This is a genomic window from Oerskovia flava, assembly GCF_026163685.1.
GTDB classification, from domain to species: Bacteria; Actinomycetota; Actinomycetes; order Actinomycetales; family Cellulomonadaceae; genus Oerskovia_A; species Oerskovia_A flava.
Map to the genome: position 1 here is coordinate 80,663 of NZ_JAOXSR010000010.1, position 12,469 is coordinate 93,131.

A 12,469-nucleotide genomic window follows, 5' to 3' on the forward strand; every position below is an offset into this window, starting at 1 on the left:
TCCCGGCTCACTTCCGGCCGCACAGAACTGTGGGGGGGGGTTTGGTGGTGCGAATCCGTCCCCGGATTCGCACCACCATCCCGCCCACAGCGTTCAGGGTGCCTAGTCGCGGGTGAGGCGGCGGTAGGTCACGCGGTGCGGGCGGGCCGCGTCGGCGCCGAGCCGCTCGATCTTGTTCTCCTCGTAGGACGCGAAGTTGCCCTCGAACCAGTACCAGTTCGCCGGGTCCTCGTCGGTGCCCTCGTACGCGAGGATGTGGGTCGCGACCCGGTCGAGGAACCACCGGTCGTGCGAGACCACGACGGCGCAGCCCGGGAACTCGAGCAGCGCGTTCTCGAGCGACCCGAGGGTCTCGACGTCGAGGTCGTTGGTGGGCTCGTCGAGGAGCAGCAGGTTGCCGCCCTGCTTGAGCGTGAGCGCCAGGTTGAGGCGGTTGCGCTCACCACCGGAGAGCACCCCGGCGGGCTTCTGCTGGTCCGGGCCCTTGAACCCGAACGCCGCGACGTAGGCGCGCGACGGCATCTCGACGTTGCCGACCTTGATGTAGTCGAGCCCGTCGGACACGACCTCCCACAGGGTCTTCTTGGGGTCGATGCCACCACGCGACTGGTCGACGTACGAGATCGAGACGGTCTCGCCGACCTTGAGCTCACCACCGTCGAGCGGCTCCATGCCGACGATCGTCTTGAACAGCGTCGTCTTGCCGACGCCGTTGGGGCCGATGACCCCGACGATGCCGTTGCGCGGCAGCGTGAACGACAGCCCGTCGATGAGCTGGCGGTCGCCGAAGCCCTTCTCCAGCTTTGAGGCCTCCAGCACGACCGAGCCCAGACGCGGGCCCGGCGGGATCTGGATCTCCTCGAAGTCGAGCTTCCTGGTGCGGTCCGCCTCGGCGGCCATCTCCTCGTAGCGGGCGAGGCGCGCCTTCGACTTCGTCTGGCGGCCCTTCGCGTTCGAGCGCACCCACTCGAGCTCGTCCTTGAGACGCTTGGCGAGCTTCTGGTCCTTCTTGCCCTGGACCTCGAGACGCTCCTGCTTCTTCTCCAGGTAGGTCGAGTAGTTGCCCTCGTACGGGTACAGGCGGCCGCGGTCGACCTCGCAGATCCACTCCGCGACGTGGTCGAGGAAGTACCGGTCGTGGGTCACGGCCAGGATCGCGCCCGGGTAGGTCGCGAGGTGCTGCTCGAGCCACAGGACCGACTCGGCGTCGAGGTGGTTGGTGGGCTCGTCGAGGAGCAGCAGGTCCGGCTTCTGCAGCAGCAGCTTGCAGAGCGCGACGCGACGGCGCTCACCACCGGACAGCACGGACACGTCGGCGTCCGGCGGCGGGCAGCGCAGCGCGTCCATGGCCTGCTCGAGCTGGGAGTCGAGGTCCCACGCGTCGGCGGCGTCGATGGCCTCCTGCAACGTGCCCATCTCGGCGAGCAGCGCGTCGAAGTCGGCGTCCGGCTCGGCCATGAGCGCCGAGATCTCGTCGAACCGCTGCTTCTTGCCGAGGATCTCGCCGACGGCCTCCTGCACGTTGCCGAGGACGGTCTTCTCCTCGTTGAGCGGCGGCTCCTGCAGCAGGATCCCGACCGAGTAGCCCGGCGAGAGCCGCGCCTCGCCGTTGGACGGCTGCTCCAGACCGGCCATGATCTTGAGGATCGTCGACTTTCCGGCACCGTTGGGTCCGACGACGCCGATCTTCGCCCCGGGCAGGAAGTTCAGGGAGACGTCGTCGAGGATGACCTTGTCGCCGTGCGCCTTGCGCGCCTTGTACATGGAGTAGATGAACTCAGCCACTGGCTCTGTTCCACCGTTCGATCGCTCGCGGGATGCTCTGGCCCAGGGTCCTGACGGCCGCGGTGGCGCGCAGGTCCTCATGGGTGCGCCCGCCCCCGCCGGGTGTTCCGGGTGGGCGGGCGACTTCGACCCGGCAAGCCTACGCGGTTTGCCGCCGCATCTCACCCAGGCTGAGCCGCGAGCTCGCGGTCGACGGCGTCCGGTGCGGCCTCGGTGACGTCCGCCGCGTCCTGGGCACGGTCCGGGTCTCCTGCGGCGTCCAGCTCGTCGACCTCGCCCGGCAGCCCGTCGGGGACCAGCGCCCACGGGTCACCACCCGGCCCTGCGTCCGGCCCTGCGTCCGGCCCGCCGTCCGGCCCTGCGTGGTGCTCGACGCCGTGCGCGTCCGTCCCGTCCCCACGACGCCCTGGGTCGGTGGTGCCGGCCGCGTCGCGCCGGTGGACGGTCGGGGCGAACCGCGCCTCGCCCCGCGCGAGGTCCGGTCCGACGGCGGTCGCCTCGATGACGAGGCTCGACCGGGGGCCCTCCGGCCCGGTCCACTCGTCGACGGCGAGGCGGCCGCTGACGACGACGGCGTCGCCCTTGCGCAGGGACGCCGCGATGTTCTTGGCGAAGCCCTTCCAGGCCTTGACGGTGAACCAGATCGTGCGTCCGTCCACCCACTCACCGCGTGCGCGGTCGAGGTAGCGCCGGGTGCTCGCGATCCGGAAGCTGGTGTAGTCGTTGCCCGACGTGGACGTGAAGAGCTTCGGGGTGGTGCCCACGTAGCCCGCCAGCGTCACGGTGACGTCGTTGCTCATCGATCCTCCTGAGGTCACGCGGCCGGTGCCGGCCGCTGGCCTCAGGGTGCCGGGGACGGCGGGGCGCTGTGCCGGCCGTGGTCCTCCCCTGTGGACAGGGACTCGAGATCAGCGGCTGTGGGTAACCGGACGGCCCCGGTCAGCGGGGCGACCTTCGTCGTGTCGCGCGCCGACTGCGCGAGCTCGCGCACCTGCCGGTGCTCGTCGAGCAGCGCCTGGGTGGGTCGTGCGAGGTTCTCCTGCACCACCCGTTCGATGGCGCCGAGGCCCGAGGCGACCACGGCCTGCTCGCGCCGTCTCGCGAGGGTCCGGCGGATCTGGACCCCGGCGAGGAAGGACCCGACCGCGACGACCACCGACACCGCCGCGACGATCGCGAGCGCGGTGGTGAGGCCGTCGTCGAGGTCGAGGGTGCCCAACGAGCCGAGGATCGAGACCGCCCCGGTGACGATCCCGACGGCGAGCGCGACGAACGCCGTCGTCCGCGTCGCCCGCGCCGACGTCGGGCCCCGGGTGTCGAGGGAGACCTTGGCGAGCGCCGCCGTCGTGCGGGCGATGATGGTGTCGGCGGAGGCCACCGACTCCTCCAGCGAACGGCGCCAGCCGGGCCGCAGGGACCGGCCGGCGCGTGCGAGCCACCGCCCGCGCGAGAGGGTGACGGCGTCGCCCTGGACGGGCGAGAACTCCGGGCGGCCGTAGCCGTTGCGCACCGCGGCGGAGACCTGCCCCGCCACCGCGGCGAGGCCGGCGGCCTCCCCGAGCGAGCGGACCTCCTGCTCGACGGCGGCGCTCATGCTCCACGGGACGTCGCCGGGGGTCTGCGAGAGCAGCAGCTCGCCCGCGCGGTCGAGCTCGCCCGCGACGCGGCTCGCCGAGACGCTGCGCCGTGCGACGGCCTGCTCGAGGAGCTCGCGCAGCTCGTCAAGGCCCTCCCCGGTCTTGGCGGAGACCATCGCGACGAAGACGCCGGACAGGCCGTCCTCCTGCAGCAGGCGGCTCATGTCGCCGGCGAGGGTGTCGCGCCGCGTCGGCGGGACGGTGTCGATCTGGTTGAGCACCACCACCATCGACGCCTCGAGCCCGACCGACTTGCGCAGGTAGCCCGAGTGGAGCGCGTCGTCCGCGTACTTCTGCGGGTCGACGACCCACACGAGGACGTCCACGAGCGGCAGGACCCGGTCGACGACCTCGCGGTGCGCGGGCTCGATCGAGTCGTGGTCGGGCAGGTCGAGCAGGACGAGCCCGCTGATCGCCTCCTCGTTGACGCCGTCCAGCTCGCCGCCGCGGGTGATGCGGCGCTCGTGGTCGACCTCGAGCCAGTCGAGGAGGGACGTGGCGTCCTCGCTCCACGCGCACGCCGTGATCCGGGCCGTGGTGGGGCGCTTGGCCCCGACGTCGGCGAAGTCGAGCCGCGTGAGGCGGTTGAACAGGCTCGACTTCCCCGAGCCCGTGCCGCCGGCGAGCGCGACGACCGTGTGGTCGACGCCGAGCGCGAGCCGTTCGCTCACCCCGGCGATCGCCGTCGCGACGGTGTCCGCGACGTCCGGGTCGAGCCGGTCCCCCGCGAGGTCGAGCGCCTGGCGCAGGTCCTGCGTCCGGGCGCGCAGCTGGGCGTCGTGGGACGTCACATGAACCTCCTGAGCTCGGCGAGCCGCACCCGCAGTCCCACGGCCGCGTCCGGCGCGAGGGCGGGCACGTCGAGTGCGGCGAGAACATCGTCCGCCTCCCGGGCGGCCACCGCGACCGCGCGGTCCGCCAGGTCGGTGGTCAGCTCCTGCACGACGGCGTCCCCCGGCTCCCCGAGGACGGCTCGCACGAGGTGGTGGACGTCGTCCGCCCCGGCCGCCGCCGCGAGGCAGAGCGCCGCGAGCCCCTGCGCTCCGAACGCCTTGACGGCGGCCTCCGCGCGGCGGGTGGACGCGCCGGGCGTGACGTCGGGCTCGTCGACGCCCTGGAGCGCCTCGATCGCCCGCTCGGCGTGGGCCACCCACGCGGCGACGTGGTCGGCCGCCGCCTGCTCGCGGGCTGCCTCCCGGGCCTCGTCGCCGCGGTCGGGCGCGAGCACGGCACCGGCCGGCGTGGTGGGTGCGGTCATCGCGGTGACGAGCACGTCCTCGCTCGCCGTGCCGATCGCGACGAGGGTGCGCGCGGTCGCGGCTCGCAGCTCGTCGAGGAACGGGACGAGCGCCGCGGCCCGCGCGCGGCCGCGACGACGGGTCGAGCGCACGACGCCGGCCCGCACCCGGACGCGGTCGATGCGGTCCGCGCCGTTCACCTGGGCCCAGCGGGCGGCGACCGAGCCGCCGGCCACCACTCCCCCGACGACGGACGCGCGGGCCGCCTCCTCGACGTCGGGCAGGGTGGCGCGTACGAGCTCGCGCGTCGAGGAGGCCGAGGCGACCTGGTGCTCGACGGCGTCCGCGATGCCCTCGACCCAGGCGGGCAGCGCACCGAGCGCGCCCTTGAGGGTGCGCACGATGACGGCGCGCGAGCGGTCGGGGCCGGCGAGCATCGTCAGCCAGCGCGCGATGGGCGCGACCACGGTGCGCTCGAGCAGGCCCTCGTGCGGGCCGACGTCGGGCACGACGAACAGCGGCACACCGTCCATGCCGTGCTCGCGCAGCCGCGCGAGCAGGTCGCCGCGGATCGTGTGCAGGTTCTCCCGTGGCACCCGGTTGAGGATCATCGCGACGCTCGCGCCGCGCTCCATCGCCTGGCCGAGCGCCTGCCACGGCAGGGCGTCGCCGTACCGGGCGGCGGTCGTGACGAACAGCCACAGGTCGGCAGCCTCGAGCAGCTCGGCCGCGGTGCGCCGGTTCTCGTCGAGGAGCGAGTCGAGGTCCGGGGCGTCCAGCAGGGCGGTGCCGCGCGGGACGCCGTCGTGCTGGATCACCCGTGCCATCTGCGTCGTGGGGCTCTCGACGAACACGTCGGCGTCGAGCGGGTTGTAGGCGAGGACCGGCTCACGCGTCGTGGGCCGCAGGACACCGGCCTCGGACACCTCGTCACCGAGCAGCGAGTTGTACAGCGTGGACTTCCCCGCGCCCGTCGACCCGGCCACGACCACCACCGCCGGTGACGACAGCTCCTTGAGGCGGGGCAGCAGGTGCTCGTCGAGCTGGGCCACCAGGCGCCCGCGCGACGCGTCGGCGTCACGCGCACCGTCGAGATCGAGCGGCAGCTCGACCACGGCGACGTCGCGGCGCAGGTCTCGCACCACGTCGAAGACCGTGACCCCCAGCTCGTCAGAGGCCCCCGATCCCGAGGAGGCGGTGCGCACTGCAGCGTCTTCGGTTCTCACTGGTTCATAGTGACCTGCCAGGGTGGCCAGGCCAAACACCCGCGCCGACGGACCGAAGACCTCATCCTGCGGCGGGTGCTCCACGAGGTCCAGCGCTCAGTGCGTCGTCTCGGCCGTCCTCGCAGCGGTGCTCCCTCGGACTCTCGATCTCCACGGATCAGACGCACCCGCTCCGACCCCCGCGGGCCGCGGGATGCGAGGGCTTCAGCGCGCCGATCCCCTGCACGGCGAGATCGGACTCATCCCCCCGCCGAGCTCGAGGACACCCTCTACCGTCACAACCACGCTACGGCTACCGTCGAGGCGTCAGTTTCCGAGCCTCTACTGAACCCGGGGCGCAACACAACGTCGAGGTCCTCGAGATCGATCAGACTGCTTGGTCGCTTCTGATCATCAGGGACCTCGACCCTCACGCCCAGCCTGTCACGCCACCCAGACCACTCCCCACCGGATCGGCGAAGAGCCGTCAACGGGCGGCTCGAGCACCTACGCGGCTCCGCCCTCGGCTTCCGCAACCTGACCCACTACATCGCCCGATCGCTCCTGGAAGCCGGCGGCTTCAGACCGCTGCTACACCCTCATCTGCATTGAGCCCGTCTTGCGATCGTGGCCGCGCGAAGTGCCCCGTCTGCGGCCTCAGCGCGGGCGGTTCGAATCGTCCTCGTTCCGCAGAGTGATCACGTGCCCCTCGCCGTACTCCTCGATCACCAGGGCGCGGGCTTCGAGTGCTGACGGCGCAAAGACGCGCAATCGAATGCCGGGGCCGTCGCCAATCCAGATGATCCCGACGTACTCCTTGTTCTCGCGCTCTTCTTCCTCGCTCATCTCGACTCGCTCACATGTGGGGCGCGAGACACGCGCCACTGTTGCAGATGCCGCCGATGATCGCGCCAGGCTGACGCGAGACGGCGCTGATCTCATTAGACGACATACCGGGCACGTCATGCACGGTCACTCCAGGCCGGTCTCCGAACGCCGCAACGTCGTCGGCGAACAGACCCGCGTCGGGCTTCATGACGCCGTCGGGGAAGCCATGAGTGCCAGTGAGGATGTGCACCTTGTTGCCCTGCCCCAGCGACGTATCGCGGACGCCGCTCACGAGTCTGAATGCTGCGCTCTTCTCAGCCATCACTACTCCTCAACGGTCGGGAAGGGGAGCGATCAACGCTCGCCTCCCGACGTGCGCCCCGCAACCGACAGCCAACGATCACATCTGCGGACCAGTTCGTCGTGATCCACGATGAAAGGTTGACCGTCGTCGGGAGTCGAGGGATGGGCCTCCCTGCCGTCACCGAGTCGGATGACATCCAGACCGTGGATGGTCTGGGCCCCGGTTTCAGCCACTCGTTCGGCTGGCAGGTCTCCCACTACCCACGGGGTAACGAATCGGCAGGCGACGGTGCGGTCGATCACCCGCTCCATCACCAACCGCATCAACATCTCCACGACATCTTCCGTCAACATGAAGGGCCTGCTTGACATTGCTGCCTCCTGCTCGTCCACTCCGACCAGCCACACCGCGTCACTCCCCGACGCGCAGCGGAACCTCGTCGCGAGCGCGGACGATCCGGCGGCGATCGGAGAGCTATCCCCGGAGCAGAGTGTCGGTCACGACCACGCGCTCGCCGATCTCCGCAACGAGCTGCCCACCGAGCTCCACGTCGCGACACCAGACGCGGAGCTCCACACAGGAACCGACGTCACGGACCGAGACCTTCGTCAGGCACTCACGGTAGACCTCGAGCCGCGTACGCCCTGAAGAGCTCCAGCGAACGTGCACCGAGGCCGCCACCTCGTCCCAGGTCAGTGTCAGCTCGTCCCCGTCACCGGCCCGCGCGGTGATCGTCCGGACCCACGGTTCCTCGCCCTGCGACACATCGACCGGCAGTCCGGACAGATCGTCCCCGCCCGGGACCTCGACAGACCCTGTCATCAGCAGCGCTCCTCCAGAGTGAGATGGCCGAAGACCTCGCCGAGGCCTCGTCTATGGCGTTCCTGCATACTCGTCGCCATGAACCACGCGCGGGTACCTGCAGGCGAGGTGGTCCTCGAGACGGACCGGCTCCTGCTCCGGCGTTGGCTCGTGACCGATGCACCTCTCCAGCGCGAGCTGTGGGCCGAGCGCGATCCTCGCGTTCCTCCGCATCGCCGGATAGGCCACGACGGTCGCCCGACGCTGGAGGATATCGAGAACCGGATCCGGCGCGAAGAGCCCGACGCCTCCCTCGGCCTGTTGGCGGCAGAGCGACGAGATACCGGCGACGTCATCGGCTACTGCGGCCTGCTTCCCAACGACCACGGACAGGACGGCGAACCGGAGCTCGCCTACGAGTTCCTGCAGCGGTTCTGGCGCCAGGGATACGCGACCGAGGCCTCCTGGGCAGTGCTCGCCTGGGCTCAGGAGTCCGGCTACCGACGCCTGTGGGCCACCATCCGTGACTGGAACACCGCTTCTCGCCGGGTGATGACCAAGCTCGGATTCATCGAAACCGATCGAGTGGAACCGGACGACACCCACGGGAACTCGCTGTTCTACATGAAGGACCTGTGATCGCCCTCGCGGACACATCGGGCAGGTCCCACCCGAGGTCTCAGTGATGCAGGGACAGCTTCAGGGCGATCATCGCTGCGCCGAGCAGCCCTGCGAAGGCTGTTGACGCGACGCGACGCCACCCGGTCATCCCGCTGCGGGTGCTCATGCGCCACCCGGCGATGCCGAGAAGCCCGAGGTTGACGAGCAGTGCGATGTCGACGGCGGTGGACGGCTCCAGTCGCAGTACCGCCTCGGCGAAGAGCACCGTGACGGGGACCGCGCACGCGGCCACCAGCGGCAGGCCTTCGAGGAGCACCGCCCGCCGCTCGGATCCGGTGAGCGGCCTGCCCGCCCGGGCGCGGGCCGCCATCATCGAGGCGTACGTCTCCGCGCACCAGTAGACGGCCAGCGTCCCGGCGAGCAGGCCGACGACGCGGAGGATGCCGAGGTCCTCGGGCGCGGCGGCGAGCACCGAGCCGGTGATGATCAGCCCGTACAGGTAGGCGGCGCGGCTCTCGAAGGACTCGAGGCTCGCGTGGGCCAGTGGGGACCCAGAGCTCACTGCCGTGCCATGGCGATGCGGAGGCGCTCCTCTGCGCTGATGGCGTGGTCGTGGTCGTCGTCCCCCGTGTCGAGCACGATGCGCAGGATCCGCCCGGTGAAGCGGCTCGTCCGCGTCGTGTAGTCCGTCGAGACGCACGTCCCGGACTCGTACCCGATGTCGGTGGTCTCGTCGGCGGAGAAGACCATGGGCTGCGTGGCGTCGACACGGCCCGCACCGACCTGCTGGTCGTCGTGCTGCAGGGTGACGTCGCCGCCCTTGCCCAGCCCGCCGCCGTCGTACGCGAACGTCACGCCCACGACGTGCCGCCCAGACGGGACGGGCTCGTCGGCGACCACGGTGAACCACCGGATGCCGAGCACGTTGTAGCAGAAGGTGAGCCGCCCGTCGTGGACGTAGACGCTCCAGCCGCCGAAGCGTCCGCCCTGCGCGATGAGCACACCCTGCGCGCCGCCGTCGGGCACCTCGATCTCGGCGAGCACCGAGAAGGACCGGTTCTTCATGCTGACGACGCTGTTCTCCGAGAGCCTGCCCATGCCGGGGAAGAACGTCTGGGAGCGACCCCGCAGGAGCGTCGGGCGCCCGGCCATCCCGGGCTCGATGCGCTCGGACGTGCGGTCGTCCATCGGCAGCACCCCGTACTTCGTGGCCTCGATGAGCCACAGGCGCTGGAGGTCCGCCAGCTTCTGCGGGTGCTCGCGCGCGAGGTCGTGCGCCTGGCTGAAGTCGTCCCGGCCGTCGTAGAGCTCCCACACGTCGTCGTCGAACGCGGGGATGGCCCCGCCGACCATCTGCCACGGCGTCCGGTGCTTGGTGACCGCGCTCCATCCCCGGTGGTAGATCCCGCGGTTGCCGAACATCTCGAAGTACTGCGTGCTGTGGCGCTCCGGGGCGTCCGGGTCGGCGAGCACGTCGATCATGCTCGTGCCCTCCATCGGGGTCTGGAGCACGCCGTTGACCGACGTCGGCTCCGGGATGCCCGCCGCTTCGAGGACGGTGGGAGCGATGTCGATGCAGTGGGTGAACTGCGAGCGCAGGCCCCCGCGCTCGGTGAGCCGGGCGGGCCAGTGGACGATCGTGCCGTTGCGGGTGCCACCCCAGTGGGAGGCGACCTGCTTGGTCCACTGCAGCGGGGAGTTCATGGCCCACGCCCAGCCGACGGAGTAGTGGTTGTAGGAGCTGGGCGAGCCGAGCTCGTCCATGGTGCTCCGCAGGAACTCCGGCGTCTCGAGCGCGGCCATCCCGTTGAAGTTCGCCATCTCGTTGAAGGCCCCGTTCATGGTGCCCTCGGCCGACGCCCCGTTGTCGCCGACGATGTAGTAGACGAGCGTGTCGTCGAGGATCTCCAGCTCCTCGAGGACGTCGACGATCCGGCCCACCTCGTGGTCCGTGTGCTCGAGGAACCCGGCGTAGACCTCCATCTGCCGGGCGAGCACGGGCTTGAGCTCGTCGGGCATGTCGTCCCAGGCGGTGATCTCGTCGTGCCGCGCCGTGAGCTCCGTCCCCGGCGGGACGATCCCGAGCTCCTTCTGCCGGGCGAAGGTGCGTTCGCGCTGCACGTCCCAGCCGTCGTCGAAGACGCCCCGGTACTTCTCGGGCCACTGCGCCGGGACGTGGTGGGGCGCGTGCGTCGCGCCGGGCGCGTAGTACACGAAGAAGGGACGCTCGGGCATGAGGGCCTTCTGCTGCCGGATCCAGGCGACGGCGTGGTCGGTCAGGTCCTCGGTGAGGTGGTATCCCTCCTCCGGCGTCGCGGGCGGCTCGACCGGCGTCGTGCCCTCGTACAGGGCGGGGTCCCACTGGTTGTTCTCCCCACCGATGAAACCGTAGAACGTCTCGAACCCCCCGCCCCCGGTGGGCCAGGCGTCGAACGGCCCCATGGGCGAGGTCTGCCACACCGGCACCTCGTGGCACTTGCCGAACTGTGCGGTGGAGTACCCGTTGAGCTTGAGCGTCAGCGCCAGCGGCGCCTTGGTGTTGGGCCGCATCGAGCTGTTGCCCGGAGCCGACGTCGCGGTCTCGGTGATGCTGCCCATGCCGACCGAGTGGTGGTTGCGCCCGGTGAGCAGCGCCTGGCGCGTCGGTGCGCACAGCGCCGTCGTGTGGAACCGGTTGAGGCGCAGCCCGCCGGCGGCGAGGCGCTCCGCCGTCGGGGTGTTGCACGGGCCCCCGAACGCGCTGGACGCCCCGAACCCGACGTCGTCGAGCAGGACGATCAGCACGTTGGGTGCGCCCTCGGGTGGGAGCAGAGGGGTGATCGGCGGGTACGACGTCTCCGGGTCCTTGGCGTCGTAGGTCGTCAGACCGGGCGCCGGGCGGTCGGGGATGGGCAGCATCGATCGGGAGTGATGGTCAGGACGCATGGAGCTCTCCGCTCGTCGCGGGCACGGGCGTGGACGAGATCCACGCTAGGGAGGCGGGCTCCGGGCCACATCACCCAGACAGGGTGAGGCTCACGCGTCGGCCGCGCAGCGGAACCCGACGTTCCCGGTCGCCGAGTCGGGGGTGCTCGAGCTGCGGGCGTCCACCCGGTACCGGCGGCAGTAGGACTCGTGGCACAGGTAGGAGCCGCCGCGCAGCACGCGCTCGCTCCCGAGCTCCGGCCCCCGCGGGTCCTCCGGGGCCGCGGTGGCGTAGGCGCCGGCCGAGAACCAGTCGGCGCACCACTCCCAGACGTTCCCCGTCATGGTGTGCAGGCCGTACCCGTTGGGCTCGTACGCATCCACCGGGGCGGTGCCGACGTAGCCGTCGGCGACCGTGTTGTGCCCCGGGAAGTCCCCCTGCCAGACGTTCATCCGGTGCGCACCGCCCGGCTCCCGCTCCGCGCCCCACGGGAAGTGCACGCCCTCCAGCCCACCCCGGGCGGCGTACTCCCACTCCGCCTCGGTCGGCAGCCTGAGACCCGCCCAGCCCGTGAAGGCGACGGCGTCGGACCAGCTCACGTGGACGACCGGGTGGTCGAGCCGGTCAGCCACGTGGGACCCCGGCCCTTCCGGGTGCCGCCAGTCGGCGCCCTCGACCTGCCGCCACCACGGTGCCGCGGCGACGGCACGGGTCGGTGGGAAGTCGTCGGGCAGGAGACCACCGAACACGAACGACCACCCGGCCTCCTCGGCCAGCGTGCGGTAGCCCGTCGCGTCGACGAACGCGGCGAACCGCCGGTTGCTCACCGTCGTGCGGTCGAGACGGAACGGGCGGAGCGTCACGGCGTGCGCCGGCCCCTCCCCGTCCTCCGGGTACGCGTCGGGTCCGTCGTTACCCATGACGAACGTGCCCCCGGGCAGGTGGACCATCGCGGCGTCGTCCGGGGTCGTGCCCGTCGTCGCGGCTGCCGTCGGCGCAGGGCCGACGGCGGTGCGTCCGGCCCGATCGCCGTGACCCGCCGCCGGTGCGCAGCACGCGTGCTCCTCGGCCATCCGACCTCCCATCGCCTCGGCGTCGATCACACCCCGAGGCGACCGACCGGCGCATCGTCCAGATCGCATGAG

Annotated in this window: 12 protein-coding genes; 1 reads left to right on the plus strand and 11 read right to left on the minus strand. The window is 71.2% G+C overall.

Annotated elements, in window-relative coordinates:
* Positions 1-102: 102 nt before the first annotated feature.
* The 8 genes from ettA to OHL10_RS15470 all read right to left on the minus strand — a co-directional run bounded on the left by ettA (position 103) and on the right by OHL10_RS15470 (position 7,819).
* The gene (gene ettA, locus OHL10_RS15435) at positions 103-1,785 is read right to left on the minus strand and encodes an energy-dependent translational throttle protein EttA (RefSeq protein ID WP_265523118.1); all 1,683 of its coding nucleotides are present in this window, start codon (positions 1,783-1,785) and stop codon (positions 103-105) included.
* A 161-nt stretch (positions 1,786-1,946) separates the two neighbouring features.
* Complete coding sequence (locus OHL10_RS15440; RefSeq protein ID WP_265523119.1) at positions 1,947-2,585, minus strand: single-stranded DNA-binding protein; 639 nt, start codon at positions 2,583-2,585, stop codon at positions 1,947-1,949.
* A 41-nt stretch (positions 2,586-2,626) separates the two neighbouring features.
* Entirely contained in the window at positions 2,627-4,213 is a 1,587-nt protein-coding gene (locus tag OHL10_RS15445) for a GTP-binding protein (RefSeq protein WP_265523120.1), read from the minus strand.
* Positions 4,210-5,886 carry a GTPase gene (locus OHL10_RS15450; RefSeq protein WP_265523121.1) on the minus strand — a complete coding sequence of 559 codons (1,677 nt, stop codon included), beginning with the start codon at positions 5,884-5,886 and terminating at the stop codon, positions 4,210-4,212. Before OHL10_RS15450 ends, OHL10_RS15445 begins: the two co-directional genes overlap by 4 nt.
* A 636-nt stretch (positions 5,887-6,522) precedes the next feature.
* On the minus strand, positions 6,523-6,711 hold the full coding sequence (locus tag OHL10_RS15455; RefSeq protein ID WP_265523122.1) for a hypothetical protein: 189 nt from the start codon (positions 6,709-6,711) through the stop codon (positions 6,523-6,525).
* A gap of 10 nt (positions 6,712-6,721) precedes the next feature.
* Positions 6,722-7,015 carry a hypothetical protein gene (locus tag OHL10_RS15460; RefSeq protein ID WP_265523123.1) on the minus strand — a complete coding sequence of 98 codons (294 nt, stop codon included), beginning with the start codon at positions 7,013-7,015 and terminating at the stop codon, positions 6,722-6,724.
* 32 nt (positions 7,016-7,047) lie between these two features.
* Positions 7,048-7,389, minus strand: a complete 342-nt coding sequence (locus OHL10_RS15465) for a hypothetical protein (protein ID WP_265523124.1) — start codon at positions 7,387-7,389, stop codon at positions 7,048-7,050.
* 82 nt (positions 7,390-7,471) lie between these two features.
* The gene (locus OHL10_RS15470; protein WP_265523125.1) at positions 7,472-7,819 is read right to left on the minus strand and encodes a hypothetical protein; all 348 of its coding nucleotides are present in this window, start codon (positions 7,817-7,819) and stop codon (positions 7,472-7,474) included.
* A 78-nt stretch (positions 7,820-7,897) separates the two neighbouring features.
* Here OHL10_RS15470 and OHL10_RS15475 point away from each other — a divergent pair, with 78 nt between their 5' ends.
* Entirely contained in the window at positions 7,898-8,437 is a 540-nt protein-coding gene (locus tag OHL10_RS15475) for a GNAT family N-acetyltransferase (protein ID WP_265523126.1), read from the plus strand.
* A gap of 40 nt (positions 8,438-8,477) precedes the next feature.
* Here OHL10_RS15475 and OHL10_RS15480 read toward each other — a convergent pair whose 3' ends face one another.
* The 3 genes from OHL10_RS15480 to OHL10_RS15490 all read right to left on the minus strand — a co-directional run bounded on the left by OHL10_RS15480 (position 8,478) and on the right by OHL10_RS15490 (position 12,397).
* Positions 8,478-8,981 carry a hypothetical protein gene (locus OHL10_RS15480; RefSeq protein WP_265523127.1) on the minus strand — a complete coding sequence of 168 codons (504 nt, stop codon included), beginning with the start codon at positions 8,979-8,981 and terminating at the stop codon, positions 8,478-8,480.
* Positions 8,978-11,344 (minus strand): arylsulfatase, encoded by a 2,367-nt coding sequence (locus OHL10_RS15485; RefSeq protein ID WP_265523128.1) that lies wholly within the window; start codon positions 11,342-11,344, stop codon positions 8,978-8,980. The genes OHL10_RS15480 and OHL10_RS15485 overlap by 4 nt, the downstream gene beginning before the upstream one ends.
* Before the next feature lie 90 nt (positions 11,345-11,434).
* A complete protein-coding gene (locus OHL10_RS15490) occupies positions 11,435-12,397 on the minus strand; it encodes a formylglycine-generating enzyme family protein (RefSeq protein WP_265523129.1) in 963 nt (320 codons plus the stop codon).
* Between the last annotated feature and the right edge of the window lie 72 nt (positions 12,398-12,469).